This window comes from Curvivirga aplysinae (assembly GCF_009711445.1).
GTDB classification, from domain to species: Bacteria; Pseudomonadota; Alphaproteobacteria; order UBA8366; family Aestuariispiraceae; genus Curvivirga; species Curvivirga aplysinae.
Window position 1 is genome coordinate 1 of record NZ_SMMC01000196.1, and the last position, 15,279, is coordinate 15,279.

Below are 15,279 nucleotides of genomic sequence, written 5' to 3' on the forward strand. Positions count from 1 at the left end.
TTTAATATCTGTAGCTTAACTTATAAACTGGAATATCACATATTTGGCTTTTTATTAGTTATTCTAGCGTTTTGATGTGATTTTGATACAGACGCTTACTTTTCTAATAGTTTCTACGGCTTTTAAGCACTCATGGATTGGCATCAGCAAGGCAGACAGATAATATGCGCCTCAATTTAGAAATAAATATTTTATAAAAAAAGTTTGATTGATGTCTGTGGAAACCAACGAAATTCTATCTTCTTATGGGACAACTGTTTTTGAAGTTATGTCTCGACTCGCAATTGAGAACGAAGCTGTAAATCTGGGGCAGGGCTTTCCGGATGAGGATGGACCTGAAGATATAAGGCAGATTGCTGCAGAAGGTTTGGTATCTGGACCGAATCAATATCCACCCATGATGGGGCATCCTGACTTACGTCAGGCTGTTGCGGAACATAATTTGCGATTTTATGGTTTGGAGATTAATTGGCAAAAAGAAGTACTTGTAACATCGGGTGCAACCGAAGCATTGGCGGATTGTTGTCTGGCACTCCTAAACCCGGGCGATGAAGTTATTTTAATTGAACCACTTTATGATTGTTATCTGCCCTTGGTAGAACGTGCAGGTGCAACGCCGATTCCTATACGAATAACGCCACCTGAATGGAAACTTGATAGAGACGCGTTAGAAGCTGCCTTTTCTGATAAAACGAAGTTTATCTTGCTAAATTCACCAATGAATCCGGCAGGCAAAGTTTTTAATGAAAACGATCTCTCTTTTATAGCAAGTCTGGTTATTAAACATGATTGTATTGCGCTTTGTGATGAAGTCTATGAACATATCTTTTTTGAGAAACATCAACATAAACCATTAATGACATTTGAAGGTATGCGAGATCGTTGTATTCGTATTGGGTCTGCAGGAAAATCGTTTTCATTAACGGGTTGGAAAGTTGGTTATATTACCGCCCCAGAGATGTTGTTGGCGACAATTACCAAGTCACATCAATTTTTGACTTTCACCACACCACCTAACTTACAAATTGCCGTGGCAGCAGGTTTAAGAAAAGACGTAAGTTATTTTAATGATCTTGCCATTGAAATGCAGCAGAAACGCGATTATTTGAAAGCAGGTTTGGAAAAACTGGGCTTTTCAGTTATTGAGTGCGAAGGAACCTATTTCCTTACAGTTGATATTTCATCTATGTCATCTGGAATGAATGATGTAGATTTCTGTAAAGATATGACGGTGAATGGCGGTGTTGCTGCTGTGCCTGTCAGTGCATTCTATAAAAATGATGCACCGGATCATTTTATTCGGTGCTGTTTCTGCAAAAAATATGATGTGCTTGAAGAAGCATTGCGCCGTTTAGCGCGCTATTTAAATAAACATGAAGATCAGGTTATAGAGGCTGCGAAAGCACATGAACGAAGTTAAGAAAATCGAAAAACATTTCACCGCTTGTCCACATGATTGTCCGTCTACTTGTGCGTTAGAGGTGGAAAAAATAGACGATAAAACGATCGGTCGTGTCCGCGGATCGAAAGAGAATAGTTACACTGATGGTGTCGTTTGTGCCAAGGTTGCACGTTATGCAGAACGTGTTCATCATCCTGATCGTTTATTATATCCGATGAAACGTAATGGCCCAAAAGGCAGTGGCCAATTTGAGCGCATCTCTTGGGATGAAGCGCTAGATGAAATTGTTTCTAAATTCAATGCAGCAGAGACAGAATTTGGCAGTGAGTCTGTTTGGCCGATATTTTATGCAGGTACCATGGGGCTTGTTCAGCGTGATGGTATTGAACGTATTCGTCATGCAAAGAAATATTCTGGTTTCTACGGAACTGTTTGTATCGCGTTAGCATGGCCGGGCTATACAGCTGGCACAGGACAGTTACGCGGTGCAGACCCGCGTGAAATGGCAGAATCTGAGGTGATTGTCCTTTGGGGAAACAATGCGGTTAATACACAAGTGAATGTGATGACCCATGCTTTGAAAGCTCGTAAAAAGAACGGCGCGAAGATCGTCGCCATTGATGTCTACAATACAGGTACTGTTCAACAATCAGATATGGGGTTGATCTTAAAACCGGGGACGGATGGTGCTTTGGCTTGTGCAGCGATGCATATCGCGTTTCGTGACGGCTATGCCGATCGTGATTATATGGATAAATACGCTGATGATCCAAAAGCTTTGGAAGAACATCTTAAAGATAAAACACCAGAATGGGCTGCCGAGATCACAGGGCTTTCTGTTGAAGAGATTGAAGAATTTGCAAAAGTAATTGGTACGCATAAGAAAACGTTTTTCCGATTAGGTTATGGTTTTACGCGTTCACGTAATGGTGCAACCAGCATGCATGCGGTGAACTCTATCCCGGTGGTGCTTGGGTCTTGGCAGTATCTAGGAGGCGGTTCGTTATTATCCAATAGTGGTATGTATGGGTTGGATGGTCGCCTTGTGCAGGGACGTGATTTGCGTGACAAGTCGATCCGCATTTTGGATCAATCCCGTATGGGGGATATCTTATGTAACGATCCAGATGCCTTGAAAAATGGTGTGCCTGTTAAAGCTACCATTATTCAGAATACAAATCCGATGGCGATATGCCCAGATCTGGCACGCGTGAAAGAAGGTTTCATGCGTGATGATCTATTTGTCGCTGTACATGAACAATTTATGACTGATACCGCAAAAATGGCGGATATTCTTCTACCGGCGACCACATTTGTTGAGCATGATGATATTTATAAGGGCGGAGGACATACTCATGTTCTGTTTGGCCCAAAGATCATTGATCGCCCTGGAGAATGTCGCACAAACCATGAAGTTTATGCCGCATTAGCTGAACGTCTTGGTATTGATGATTTGCCTGGTATGAAAATGTCTGAGCGAGAATTAATCGATGATATGCTGGACAAGTCTTATGGTGAGACGCTGGAGAATCTTGAGAATGAGCGTTGGATTGATAAAGCATTAGACTTTGAAACTGCGCATTTCTTAAATGGTTTTGCGCATGAAGATGGTAAATTTCATTTCAAAGCTGATTGGGTATCCATGTCCGAAAGTGGCAATCCTGAAGCGGGTTATGGAATGAATAATATTCCGGGCGAAGAAATGCCTGTTTTACCTGATCATTGGGATGTTATTGAAAATGCTACCGAAGAATATCCTTATCGATTGGTAACTGCACCTGCACGAAATTATTTGAATTCCAGTTTTACGGAAACGCCAACATCTATTGCCAAAGAAATACGTCCGACAGTTATCGTTGAAAAAACAATGGCCGAAGAAGCAAGTTTAAGCGAAGGTGATCTAGTTCGTTTATCTTCGGCACGTGGGTCTTTACGTATTCATGTGGAGATCGCTGAAAACCTTCAGAAAAATACTTTAGTTGTTGAAAGTATTTGGCCTAATAATGCTTATTTAGATGGTATGGGAATCAATATCCTGACAGGTGCAGATCCAGGTAGCCCTGTTGGCGGCGCCGCATATCATGATAACCGTGTATCTATGGAGAAATGCAATTAACCTTAGGGATAGTTGCTTTCAACGCGCTTTAGGAAGCCTTTGATAGTGCGAAGCTTTTCACCGTCACGGATGCGGTTAAAGACGAGTTCCATTGTCTTATCGTCAATGATACGGCGGTTATATTGTTGCATTTCATATCCACCATCTTCGGTGATAATCATGGCGTATACAATAAAAGTATCATTATCGATTTTTGCCCAAATATAAGGATCGCCCTTCATCGGGTTTAAAGGCTCCCATTTACCGAATAGATTTTTGCGCATGGCTGAGCCGTAAACGCCGTCCCGTTTAGACACACGGAATTCAACTGAATGCTCAGTTACTTTCTCTCGTCCATCGGTTTTATGGACTGTGGTTTCCCAAATCAGATGAAAAGAGTCGTTGCCGGTAGGCCATACTTTTACTCGTAGGGATCGTTTGTCTGCTTCTTCTGCGGAAGAAATAGCATCACCTTCATATGTGCCAAAAAAGGGTTTGATGACCGATATGTCATCTGCAGCATGTGCAACTTGTTAATCACCGAAGAAAATCAGCAGGAAAGTGAAAGTTGTATAAATCTTTTTCAAGTTGTTTTTCATTGGCTTACCTAGTCAAATCCATTTACTCTACAGATGTCTAATAAAGATAGTGAGGCGACGCTACCTTAACAAGGCTAAAAGTAAGGATTAATAATATGAAAGCGTTAACCATAGGCGGGGCTACAGTTGATATCATTGCATCTGTTGAAGATCATAATCTTGAACGAATGACGATGGAAAATGCTTATTCTAGTTTTTTATTATTAGAAGAAGGCAAGAAAGTAGAAGCACAATCCGTGGATTTTTATGTTGGCGGCGGCGCGACGAATGCAGCTATTTCTATGGCGCGCCGTGGCGCTGATGTCGCATGTCTTGTGAAGGTTGGAGATGACGTCGAAGGTCATAAAGTACAAGATCAGCTTCGAGCCGAAAATGTGGACACGCGCCCTATCTTGATTGATCATCTTGAACCGACAGGTCGTGCTGTCATGATTGCAAGTCATGCTAAAAATCCAACAATTTTTGTGGCACGTGGTTCAAACACGACTTTGCGTGAAGAGGATATCCAGCCAAGTTTATTTAAGGATCGTGATCTTGTTTATATTACAGGGCTAAGTGGTGATTCTGCGGATTGTTTTGCCAAGATTGTGACCTTGGCCAAAGAAGCTGGTGCTATGGTTGCCTGCAATCCCGGAATTCGGCAATTATCTTCACGCAGTCAGGCGTTTTATAGTGTTCTGGATAAAATCGATATGTTGATTTTAAATGAACGAGAGACGGCACAATTGATACCGGAGTTATCTGTGCATCTTAAAGAGAGAAACACTGTCGTCTGTGATCAATCTGTTGAAGTAGATTTCTGGCCTCATTTAATGAAAAAGGGATTGGAAAGTCATGGCTTCTCTATGACGTTGCCAACCTTGTTTGATGCGTTATTAGAGCGTGGTATAAAAAGCTTTCTTCTGACCGATGGAAAACGTGGTGCGTATTTAGCAGATAAAGATGGGATTATTTTCTGTCCAAGTCATAAGGCAAAAGTACGTGGAACTGCTGGGGCAGGCGATAGTTTTGCATCGACCTGCGTCTCAGAAATTGCCATGGGACGATCAAAGGAAATTGCCATAAAGAAAGCTGCAATGAATGCGGCCTATGTGGTATCTCATGTGGATGCACAATCAGGATTACAAGATAACGAGATTTTAGATCAGCGTATAATGGATGCCGATTGGGATGGGTTCCTGACATTTTGTTGGGCAGACTAAATCGTCATAGAAGACCTTGGGTTTTGAAGCTAAGATAGTTGTTATGTCCAATAATAATATGGTCGTGCAGGGTGATGCCAAGATTGCTTCCTGCATCTTTAACCATATTTGTCATTTGAATATCTTCTTGTGATGGCGCAGGGTCGCCGCTTGGGTGGTTATGCACGATAATGATGGCAACAGCACTTAAATCAAGGGCACGTTTCACGATTTCTCTTGGGTAAAGCGGCGTGTGATTTACTGTACCGATATTTTGTACCTCATCGGCGATTAAGTGATTTCTTTGGTTTAGATAAAGGACTCTTAGTTGTTCGACTTTCTCTCGGCCCATTGCGGCCTGAAGATAGTCGATTAGGTTTTGCCAGTTGTTCAGGATATGACCTTTAAAGGCTTCTTGTTTTAATAAGCGTAAAGCTGATTGTTGTGAAAGCTTTATGGCTACAATGGCTGCTTCCCCGACGCCTTCGACCTTTTGTAACTCTTCAGGTGTGGCGGATAAAACACCGGCATAAGATTTGAAATAGCTAATAAGTTGCTTTGCTAACGGCTTAACATCACCACGCGGGATTGCCTGAGTTAGAATTAATTCCAGAAGTTCGTAATCTTCCATTGCCCGACCAAGGTCCTTCAGGAAACGTGTGCGAAGACGTTTCCTGTGGCCTAATTGGTCTTTTCTGACTTCATCCCCCATTCAGTCAGAACTTTATGCGTAAGGTGGTTGGGTCCAGCCTTTAGGAGAGGCTGTAAAAATTTCATAACCATCCTTTGTCACGCCAATTGTATGTTCAAACTGGGCAGATAAGGATTTATCTTTGGTTACAGCAGTCCAACCATCTTGCAGAACTTTACATGCATATTTACCCGCATTGACCATAGGTTCAATGGTAAAGAACATACCTTCTTGCAGGACTGCACCTGTACCCGGTGTACCATAATGCAAAACACTTGGTGCATCGTGGAAAACACGACCAATGCCATGACCGCAAAAATCACGGACAACGGAAAAACGATGTTTTTCAGCATGTTGTTGAATGGCAGCCCCAATGTCACCCAAAGTTACACCCGGTTTTACCATTTCAATACCAATCATCATGGATTCATAGGTCACACGAACCAGATTTTTCGCTTTTACAGGAATTTTGTCGCCAACCATATACATGCGACTACTGTCACCATACCAGCCATCTACAATGACGGTTACATCAATATTGATGATGTCACCATTTTTAAGTTTTTTGCTTGGGTCAGGGATACCATGGCACACAACGTGATTTACACTAGTACAAATAGACTTAGGAAAGCCACGATAGTTAAGCGGTGCAGGGATCGCATCGTGATCAAGAATATACTTATGACAAATTTGATCCAATTTATCTGTGGTAACGCCAGGCTCAACGAATTGAGTGATATGATCCAACAACTCAGCCGCAAGATGGCCAGCTTTGCGCATACCTTCAAAATCTTCAGGTGTATGAATTTTAATACGGCCAGAATCAGGGTCGTTATAGTCGTCCATCAGACAAATCTTTCTTAATCACATCAAATCTTTTTATCAGCTATATTCAATCTATGAATATTTTACATTTGCTTCTTTTACCCCGAACTCGGCCATTCGCCAAGGGGGTGGTGTAAAACTAATAAAAATCTATAGTTGAAATTATCAGTCTATAGAAATCTTAAGTGGATTCCGAATGGTGATTTCTGTTTCCGTAATGTCACAATCATAACAAACAGCCTCTACACCTGCTTCTCGCGCTTTTAGGAAAGCTGTTTTATATGTTGGATCAATATCATTTGCTAATCTGAATTCATTACAGTCTGGGCGTTGTACCAGATAGACCATAACGGCGCGATGACCCTGGGCGACCATATCAGACATTTCATCTAGATGTTTCGCCCCGCGCGCGGTAACGGCATCAGGAAATTCCGCTGCATCTGGATAAGTGCCATCTAGACGACGTAAGGTTACGTTTTTAACTTCGACATAACAATCTGGTTTATCGTTTTCAGAAAGCAGAATATCAATTCGGCTATTCTTACCGTATTTTACTTCACGTTTGGTATTTGTATAACCAGAAAGTTCGATGATTTTCCCATCAATAATTGCCTGTTCTACAATTGCATTGGGGCGAGATGTATTTATCCCAACAGGTATACCGTTTTGACTCGCAAGTTCCCAACGCCAATCCAGTTTGGCCTTTGGATTGGTATTTGGAGATAACCAAACATCTGAACCTTCATCTTTTAGGCCCATCATAGAACCAGAATTGGCGCAATGGGCTATTACAATAGACCCATCCGCCAGTTCCACATCTGCCAGAAAACGCTTATAACGTTTGATTAATTTCCCCTTGGTAAGGGGATTGTCGAATTTCATGATGAAAAAGACCTCTTAACTTTCCTCTTTTGCCTTTTTAACTAAGCCAAGCATAGCGTCTTCACCAATGGCACCACGAACAATTTCATTGCCGATGATGAAAGCAGGTGTGCCGGAAAGGTTTAGCATTTGTGCAACTTGTCGATTACGGCTGATTTTCCCGGTTACTTCATCTGATTCCATATCGACTTTCAATTTCTCGACATCTAGACCAACGGAATCTGCTACTTGGAAAACACGTTTTTCAGTAATACCGCCGCGGGCGCTCATCATAGCGACATGGAAGTCCATGTATTTACCTTGCATATCTGCAGCTAATGCTGCTTTTGCGGCAATAACAGACGTAGGGCTAAGAATTGGGAGTTCTATAAATAGAACGCGTACATCGTCATCATTTTCAATGATATTATTCACTTGAGGTAACACACGTTTACAATATCCACAGTTATAGTCAAAAAACTCAACCATTGTCACTTTACCATCAGGATTACCTGCGACAGGATATTCGTCGCTTTTTTTGATAGCGGGCAAAAGGCCTTCTAAAGTTTTTGCGGATTCTGCTGCGGCCAGTTCTTCTTGTTCTTTATAATAAGCATCAAGTGAACGGATCATAACTTCAGGATTTTCCATCAGGTAGTTATGGATAATCTCTTCCAATTGTTCTTTTGAAATGTCGGAAATATCTTGAGCTTGCGCTGTTATTGTGAAGGCAGATGAAGATAACAAAATTGCAGATGCAGCGGTGAAATTAAAAAATTTGGATTTAATTGATCCCATAACGAAGTCCCGTATGCAGATAGATAATTGTCGTTTTATTGCCATTGATAGTGGCGATTTGATGGCAGAGTTGCAAGAGGCGCGCGATGCATTTTGTACCAGTTCACAAATATATGATGAACACTTGATCGAAATGTTAAGATTTTCTCTCTTTTTGAAGGTCCTTTGCACGAAGATTGATATCTTCGGCGCGAAGCCATCCTGCACTGCCACGGGGTAATAGATCCAATGCTTTATCTGATTGGGTAATCGCACTTTCTAATCTATTTCTAAGCAGAGATTCTTCTGCAAGAGCAAGCGCGGTATTTGCTTGATCTCCCATCTTTCCATATACGGTAGCCAATAAACGCCAGTTGGAGGAAACGTTTGGTTCTAGACGAGCGGCTGTTTTTAAATTCTTTAGAGCGGCAGGTAAGAGTTCTGGATCTTGGGTTTCTATCCGCGCACGCCCTGCATTTTGATGAATTAAGGCTGCCCATGGAATAATCGCAAGCGCGCGATCATAAGCCTTAATCGATTCTTCAATTCTGGCGGCATCCAATAAGATATCGCCTTCGAGTTCAATGAAAAACGGGTCTTCAGGTATTTGGGCTTGCAAACCCCTTACAATTTCTATGGCAAGGTCATAATTCCCATTCTCTTTATGCGCTATAGCACGGGCATATTGTGCTGGAATGGAGTTATCCGATTCTGGGTAAATTTTACTTACTGTTTCTAAGCCATCAATATAGCCAATTATTTTTGCACGAATACGGTCATGAATCCTGTAAAACTCTTCCGACATTTCTTTGCCAGTATAGCTTGAGCGTTGCGTGTGATGTTCAACAAAGTTGATTCGTGATTGAGTTAATGGGTGGGTTTGAGAATAAGGATTTTGCGCATCGGAATATATCTGACTTTGTTGATGAATTTTATTCAAAAAAGTTAACATTCCCTCACTGGTAATGCCCGCGGAATCAAGAAAAGTCAGTGCTGCTTGATCAGCAGCTTCTTCATTTGCGCGTGTGTATTTTAAGAAGCCACGAGTGGCGACCTGAGAACCTAATCCAAGAGCTGCAATCGCGACTTCAGGCTGCCCAGAGAGAATCGCTAATGGCAATCCAAGCACTGCCGCGGCCAAATTGATATCTTGTGCACGCTCATAATTGGCATAAAGTTGTGATAAATGACCACCTGTAATATGGCCGGTTTCATGGGCTAAAACACCGATAACTTCTTCAGGTTTTTCGGCTGCTGCGATTGTTCCTGTGTTGATAAATATTTGTTGTCCTTGGGCAACAAAGGCGTTTAGGCGTTTATCGTTAATAATATGAATATTTACAGAGGCAGCATCTAATCCTGCGACTTCAAAGATTGGTTGGCAATAATATCGGATAGCATTTTCAATTTCTGTATCACGAATATAGCTGATTGAGCTTGCACTCGCGGCAGATGTGATTAGGCTATGCGCCATTAACCACACAACCATAAAAGAACATATCCATTTATATAGGGTTTTAAGTCGATGCATTTTAAAAAGCTCAATCCTGTCGCAGAAAAATCTAATGTAGGGATGAATTGGGAAACACGCAAACCCCAGTTTTCATTTTTTACGAGACGAGCAGCAACGTCATTGGCAATTGTTTCCGGATTATTATTATCTGCTTGTGCGCAAGATGAAGAAGTACCCTTAGGTCAGATAGGTTATGTTCAAGGGTTTTATGGAGCTATTTCGGGGGATGAACCAACATCCGTGCTTGTTGGACGTGATGTGTTAACTGCAGGTGGAACTGCTGCAGATGCCGCCATTGCAATGTCTTTTACAATGGCAGCCACTTACCCGGGGCGTGCAGGATTAGGAGCTGGTGGAGTTTGCCTTATGCATGATGGTGCTATTGGGTTAACGGAAACTTTGGATTTTACTGGTAAAATTGGAAGTTTGAAAACTGAGGGGCGTGCGGCTGCAATTCCTGGGATGGTCAGAGGTATGGCGGTTATGCATGCCCGATACGGTACAATGGATTGGCGTCAGTTAGTATTACCTGCTGAGCAATATGCACGTTATGGTCATCGCTTCTCTCGTGCTGCACGTGCTGATGTCACATTGGCTGAAAAGCCGTTGATGAGGGATGCCAATGTTAAAGAAATCTTTGTGAATGAAGAAGGATGGGTTCATCCTGAAGGGTATAGATTTGCCCAAGTAGATCTAGCAGCTACGTTGGCACAAATTCGCGCTAAAGGGGCCGGAGTTTTTTATCAAGGACCATTTGCACGTCAAGTCGCCGCTGGCATTCAAGCTGCTGGTGGAAATGTATCTGAAGAAGACTTACGTAATTATCTTCCAGAATGGCGTGGTGTTTATGGTGTGCAGGCTGGTGATTATACCTTTTATACTGCTGAGGCGCCTGCAGGAGGAGGTTCGGTTATAGCGGAAACTCTGGCATTGGCGAATGCAGATGAACGATATGAGGACTTATCCGGAGTGGATCGATTGCATCTGTTATTAGAAGCTTCTAAGCGTGCATATCAGCATCAGCAAGAGTATCTGGAGAAAGGTTGGAATGTTTCTGTCTCTAAAGATCAATTTTTGGGACAGGAATATGCAGAAAAAGTTATGAGCGGGTTTGACGCTTCTAAGGCATATACTGCTCGTCTAACTGATGTGAAATTTAGTGAAAATTCTTATAATACTGGTTTTGTTGTAGTTGATAGAAACGGAAATGCGGCAATTTGTGATCTTAGCCTTAATAATCTATTCGGCACAGGGCGGATGGCTGAAGGGTTAGGGTTTATGATTGCTGCGAATCCTGACACGAAAACACGTAATCCATTGAATTTAGCACCTATGGCAGTCATTAGTGCAAATACTAATAGTTTTCACGGAGCCATTGCCGGTGCAGGTAGCTCTGTTAAGAAAATAAGTGCAATGAATGTTATGCTTGATGTCGTTGTCGACGAGAAGAATTTGATTGATGCTCTTGTTGAACCACGTATGGGCTTATCGAATGATCTTGGTACTGTCTTGGTAGAGAAAAGTTTTAATGCCGATACAATTTCGCAATTGAAAGCGAAGGGATATCGTGTCGTGAGCGATGAATTACCTAATCGTTTGAATGCAATTTTTTGCAAGAACGGTTTGCCACGTGCGGAAGTTGGTGCCGAATGTTTGACATTTACAGATTCTCGTGGACATGGCTTGAGTCTAATGACTTCCGAATAAACGATTTTCTTATTTGTTGAAGAAATGAGTATTCTTTTCCTGTGAGGATGTTGAGATGGCGTTAAAACAATCGCATCGTTCGAATGTACCTGCCTTTATTGTAATGGAAGTTATGCGCGCTGCCGCAGAACGAGAGGCTAGTAAACAAGCCGTTTATCATTTAGAAGTAGGGCAGCCAGGAACCGGGGCTCCAAAGAAAGTTATTGAGGCAGCCAAACATGCTTTGGACACGGATAAAATCGGTTATACCGTCGCCTTGGGTATTCCTGAATTGCGAGAGGCTATAGCGACCCATTACAAATCGGATTATTGTGTTGATGTTGCTTCTGATGATGTCATTGTTACAACTGGGTCATCCACTGGCTTTCTGTTATCTTTTTTATCTGCTTTTGATCCAGGAGACAGAGTTGCCCTTGCAGCTCCAGGGTACCCTTGCTATCGCCATATTTTAAATATGTTAGGTGTTGAGCCTGTTTTGTTGGAAACTGGGCCCGAAGATAGGTATCAACCCAGCCCCGACTTACTTAAGCAAGCTATGCAAAATGGTAAGTTAGATGGATTGATCTTAGCAAGTCCCTCTAATCCAAGTGGTACTATGTTGGATGATGCTGAATTAAAGGCTTTAATAGAATTCTGTCAGGAACATGGTATTCGTTTAGTCTCTGATGAAATCTATCAAGGCATTAGCTATGGGCGCAACTTCCAAACCGCTTTATCACACACAAAAGAAGCAATAATAATTAATAGTTTTTCTAAATATTTTTCTATGACCGGTTGGCGCCTTGGCTGGATGGTGATGCCAAAGGATTTAAAACGCCAAATTGAATCTATGGCGCAAAACTTATTTATTTCAGCACCTACTTTAAGTCAGGTTGCAGCTGTAGCCGCTTTTGATGCAAAGGAAGAATTAGAACAGAACATTTGCAATTATGCAAAAAACCGAGAAGTTTTGTTGAACGCCTTACCAGAGTTGGGGTTTAAGAAACTGGCTCCCTCCGATGGTGCCTTTTATATCTATGCGGATGTATCTGATTTAACGGATGACTCAGTTACTTTCTGCCAACGTATCTTAAAAGAGACGGGAGTGGCCGTAACACCGGGTTTGGATTTTGATCCATTTAATGGTCATCATACTATGCGTTTCTCCTTTGCTGCAGGGCATGATGAAATAATTGGGGCTATCGAGGCTCTTAGAAATTGGAAACGATAAAAATGAAGCGATCAATTATTGATCGCTTTTTTCATGGAGTTTTTTAAGCATACGTTCCTGACGAAATCTTTGATAGCTGAGCGTTGCCCGAAGTGATAACCAATACCCCAGCAAACCCAATCCAACTGCCCATGGAAGACTTCCGATTAACAGGCTTGAGCCAACTAGTTCAATTAGATCAATAAGAAATTTAAAAGATTCTGCTATGCCTGCATCTGCACTTAAATTATTGCTTATGTAGCTTGAGAAATCTTCAAAAGAAAAATCATCCTCATCTGTAGGTAATATCAAACGACCTGTCGCATAGAACAGGTAATAAAGAGGAATCATGGTTGCTGCATTAGAAAACCATGACCAAGCAATTGCAATTAGAAGGCTGAAGTTAAATTTAAAAACTTTTTTAGCAATCCACCAGATCACAAATAAAGCGGGCATTTGAATGCCAACGCTTGGTGTGAAGCCAACAAAAAGTCCAATCATCACACTATAGGCAATAAGGTGCGGTGAGTCTTTTTCACGTTGAATCGGAATAATAAGTTTATAGTGAAGATATCGAAAAGCTTTCGACCACCAATATTCTTTATTTTTTCGATGTCTTAACCTCTTCAAAACACCTTTTGGTGCATTTGAACTCATTTGGTAATTCCTTCTAAAGAATTTTCCGGTTTGCTCGCCTCATGTAATTGATCGAAATGCTTATATATTCGCTGCAAGGCATGAATGCAGAAGAAGCTGTAATAGATCGCGAATACTGGCGTTGCATAGACTAAAATTTCGTATTGGATCAAGGCAGAACTGCAATAAAGGAAATAGTAGAAATATTTCACACGCAAAAATGTCCAAAGTTGGATCTGATGTTGATTTGCGTAAACGGCCAACATAATAAATGAGATATAAGAAGCGGAGAAAACAACTGCGCTCCAAGGATCAACACCCCAATGCCATGCACCAGCCGCAGCAACTAGGGGAACACCGATTTGATCTGCGGCCATATCCACCATGGCACCACCTTCATGGGCCTTACCTATACGCCGTGCTAGCGGTCCATCAAAACCATCCAGAACACAATAGGAAAATAGTAAGATACTAATGATCCACCAATACTCGAATTGTGTGGGCAGAGCCACGCCTATAATCAGACATAAAATAGCGATGATTGTAATGTGATTTGGGCTTAATCGAAGCGCAAGAAATAATTTGATTACAGGGTTAAGCGCACGATCACGCCATGCTGCAAATTCCTTCTGCTTCTTTCTTTCGTCTTCGTTGAAGTAATCCATAGATAAATCAAGCCCTGATATGAAAAACTATTATAGGGCTTTTATCTGATCAGAAGGAATGAAACAATAAGTTCTGGTCCATTTTATTAAAGTTTCACGGAAAGTTTATGCCGCGTCAGGATGCCTATGAGCAGCGACTTTAATTATGCCGCTTTTTTGTGCTCTTTTTTCGATAGCCTCTTCCATTGTGCAATAACCACTTTGCAGCATATGCCAAACATTCAGCCATTGTTTTTTATTGCTTTCGCGAACTTCTTTTTTTCGGAATTTATGGCGCTGTTGAAGGAAGGAGAACCAGTCATTTGGAATAGTTTTATGGTTATCAGGTAAATCGACTGAACCAACGATCATTTGATGGGATGGGAAATGCGCATCGGAACTTACCGACCAACCGACATGATCTAGACGAAATTCATTTGGTAGGCGATAAGTATAATTCACTTTGCGTTTTAGTGCTGGTGGTGCCACTAACTGTCCGTCTTTAATGCCATTTTCTAGGAAATGCAGACTAAGTCCATTATGGATTTCTACATAATCACTCTCTTCCTGTAACTCCATAAAACGTTTATCACCTACCGCGTTTGCAAGGCCTGTTTTTCCCGGTGTAAATGGATGTGGAATACTTGTGATTGCTCCTAAGTCATCACGAAGTTGGTTCATGTCATTCACTGACCATTCGAAAGGGGGAAGTTTATTCAACCCGCGTCTTAAATCAGCTTCATCACGGAAGATGAAAATAATATCAACGCCTTCAGACGATACAGCCTCAACGGCGGGTAAAATCGTAGTGTGAAGGTCCTCTGTAGCATCTCTTAAATACAGATAAGCATCCAATGGGGCCTTATAGCCGTGTTCTGTGGATGCAACAAAATCTACATTCGTTTCTTTTAAACATTTGTGATGTAAGGCTAGGCGTTGGTCACGTTTGGACTTTGAATAACGATAGATGTTTGTGTGATAGTGCAAATCGAATGTCACGGAAACACGATCGGTGTTTTGTGATTTTTCTTGGTCAAAATGAAGCTCGGCCACCATATTTCGATTCGCTCTAAAATTTTTAAGAATGTGTTGCTTCTATTTTAACTTTTTTCAGCGATTAGACAACGAATTCTATTATTTCATTACTTTAATTGAGTTT

14 protein-coding genes are annotated in these 15,279 nt (G+C 41.6%); 5 read left to right on the forward strand and 9 right to left on the reverse strand.

Going from position 1 to position 15,279, the window contains the following annotated elements:
• Positions 1-211 precede the first annotated feature (211 nt).
• Together E1160_RS11860 and E1160_RS11865 are read left to right on the forward strand one after the other, a co-directional pair.
• Positions 212-1,420, forward strand: coding sequence for an aminotransferase (locus E1160_RS11860; RefSeq protein WP_155155423.1), 1,209 nt, complete (start codon positions 212-214; stop codon positions 1,418-1,420).
• Positions 1,407-3,518, forward strand: coding sequence for a molybdopterin-dependent oxidoreductase (locus E1160_RS11865; protein ID WP_155155424.1), 2,112 nt, complete (start codon positions 1,407-1,409; stop codon positions 3,516-3,518). The genes E1160_RS11860 and E1160_RS11865 overlap by 14 nt, the downstream gene beginning before the upstream one ends.
• Positions 3,519-3,520: 2 nt before the next feature.
• On the opposite strand, the gene E1160_RS11870 is transcribed toward E1160_RS11865, so the two are convergent.
• Positions 3,521-3,814 carry a hypothetical protein gene (locus E1160_RS11870; protein WP_155155426.1) on the reverse strand — a complete coding sequence of 98 codons (294 nt, stop codon included), beginning with the start codon at positions 3,812-3,814 and terminating at the stop codon, positions 3,521-3,523.
• 377 nt (positions 3,815-4,191) lie between these two features.
• Between E1160_RS11870 and E1160_RS11875 the strand changes: the two genes are divergently transcribed.
• A complete protein-coding gene (locus E1160_RS11875) occupies positions 4,192-5,298 on the forward strand; it encodes a carbohydrate kinase family protein (RefSeq protein ID WP_155155428.1) in 1,107 nt (368 codons plus the stop codon).
• 4 nt (positions 5,299-5,302) lie between these two features.
• Here the strand turns inward: E1160_RS11875 and radC are convergent, their stop codons facing one another.
• The 5 genes from radC to E1160_RS11900 all read right to left on the reverse strand — a co-directional run bounded on the left by radC (position 5,303) and on the right by E1160_RS11900 (position 9,920).
• Positions 5,303-5,989: a RadC family protein gene (radC, locus tag E1160_RS11880; RefSeq protein ID WP_155155430.1), complete on the reverse strand. Its 687-nt coding sequence runs from the start codon at positions 5,987-5,989 to the stop codon at positions 5,303-5,305.
• A 12-nt stretch (positions 5,990-6,001) separates the two neighbouring features.
• On the reverse strand, positions 6,002-6,814 hold the full coding sequence (map, locus tag E1160_RS11885) for a type I methionyl aminopeptidase (RefSeq protein ID WP_155155432.1): 813 nt from the start codon (positions 6,812-6,814) through the stop codon (positions 6,002-6,004).
• A 144-nt stretch (positions 6,815-6,958) separates the two neighbouring features.
• Entirely contained in the window at positions 6,959-7,675 is a 717-nt protein-coding gene (gene sfsA / locus E1160_RS11890; protein WP_155155434.1) for a DNA/RNA nuclease SfsA, read from the reverse strand.
• A 15-nt stretch (positions 7,676-7,690) separates the two neighbouring features.
• Positions 7,691-8,452 carry a DsbA family protein gene (locus tag E1160_RS11895; RefSeq protein WP_218048872.1) on the reverse strand — a complete coding sequence of 254 codons (762 nt, stop codon included), beginning with the start codon at positions 8,450-8,452 and terminating at the stop codon, positions 7,691-7,693.
• A 136-nt stretch (positions 8,453-8,588) separates the two neighbouring features.
• Entirely contained in the window at positions 8,589-9,920 is a 1,332-nt protein-coding gene (locus E1160_RS11900; protein WP_218048873.1) for a M48 family metalloprotease, read from the reverse strand.
• A 36-nt stretch (positions 9,921-9,956) separates the two neighbouring features.
• On the opposite strand from E1160_RS11900, the gene E1160_RS11905 reads away from it, so the two are divergent.
• Together E1160_RS11905 and E1160_RS11910 are read left to right on the forward strand one after the other, a co-directional pair.
• Positions 9,957-11,651 carry a gamma-glutamyltransferase gene (locus E1160_RS11905; RefSeq protein WP_155155439.1) on the forward strand — a complete coding sequence of 565 codons (1,695 nt, stop codon included), beginning with the start codon at positions 9,957-9,959 and terminating at the stop codon, positions 11,649-11,651.
• A gap of 55 nt (positions 11,652-11,706) precedes the next feature.
• Entirely contained in the window at positions 11,707-12,861 is a 1,155-nt protein-coding gene (locus tag E1160_RS11910; protein WP_155155441.1) for a pyridoxal phosphate-dependent aminotransferase, read from the forward strand.
• Between the two features lie 15 nt (positions 12,862-12,876).
• Here the strand turns inward: E1160_RS11910 and E1160_RS11915 are convergent, their stop codons facing one another.
• The 3 genes from E1160_RS11915 to E1160_RS11925 form a co-directional block, all read right to left on the reverse strand.
• Positions 12,877-13,497, reverse strand: coding sequence for a DUF2062 domain-containing protein (locus E1160_RS11915; protein ID WP_155155443.1), 621 nt, complete (start codon positions 13,495-13,497; stop codon positions 12,877-12,879).
• Complete coding sequence (locus tag E1160_RS11920; protein ID WP_155155445.1) at positions 13,494-14,141, reverse strand: CDP-alcohol phosphatidyltransferase family protein; 648 nt, start codon at positions 14,139-14,141, stop codon at positions 13,494-13,496. Before E1160_RS11920 ends, E1160_RS11915 begins: the two co-directional genes overlap by 4 nt.
• 105 nt (positions 14,142-14,246) lie before the next feature.
• On the reverse strand, positions 14,247-15,176 hold the full coding sequence (locus tag E1160_RS11925) for a CehA/McbA family metallohydrolase domain-containing protein (RefSeq protein ID WP_155155447.1): 930 nt from the start codon (positions 15,174-15,176) through the stop codon (positions 14,247-14,249).
• Positions 15,177-15,279: the final 103 nt, after the last annotated feature.

Coding starts and splice junctions, on each gene's coding strand:
- E1160_RS11860 (WP_155155423.1), top strand. CDS start 212: ATGTCTGTGGAAACCAACGAAATTCTATCTTCTTATGGGACAACTGTT.
- E1160_RS11865 (WP_155155424.1), top strand. CDS start 1,407: ATGAACGAAGTTAAGAAAATCGAAAAACATTTCACCGCTTGTCCACAT.
- E1160_RS11875 (WP_155155428.1), top strand. CDS start 4,192: ATGAAAGCGTTAACCATAGGCGGGGCTACAGTTGATATCATTGCATCT.
- radC (WP_155155430.1), bottom strand. CDS start 5,989: ATGGGGGATGAAGTCAGAAAAGACCAATTAGGCCACAGGAAACGTCTT.
- map (WP_155155432.1), bottom strand. CDS start 6,814: ATGGACGACTATAACGACCCTGATTCTGGCCGTATTAAAATTCATACA.
- sfsA (WP_155155434.1), bottom strand. CDS start 7,675: ATGAAATTCGACAATCCCCTTACCAAGGGGAAATTAATCAAACGTTAT.
- E1160_RS11895 (WP_218048872.1), bottom strand. CDS start 8,452: ATGGGATCAATTAAATCCAAATTTTTTAATTTCACCGCTGCATCTGCA.
- E1160_RS11900 (WP_218048873.1), bottom strand. CDS start 9,920: ATGGTTGTGTGGTTAATGGCGCATAGCCTAATCACATCTGCCGCGAGT.
- E1160_RS11905 (WP_155155439.1), top strand. CDS start 9,957: ATGCATTTTAAAAAGCTCAATCCTGTCGCAGAAAAATCTAATGTAGGG.
- E1160_RS11910 (WP_155155441.1), top strand. CDS start 11,707: ATGGCGTTAAAACAATCGCATCGTTCGAATGTACCTGCCTTTATTGTA.
- E1160_RS11915 (WP_155155443.1), bottom strand. CDS start 13,497: ATGAGTTCAAATGCACCAAAAGGTGTTTTGAAGAGGTTAAGACATCGA.
- E1160_RS11920 (WP_155155445.1), bottom strand. CDS start 14,141: ATGGATTACTTCAACGAAGACGAAAGAAAGAAGCAGAAGGAATTTGCA.
- E1160_RS11925 (WP_155155447.1), bottom strand. CDS start 15,176: ATGGTGGCCGAGCTTCATTTTGACCAAGAAAAATCACAAAACACCGAT.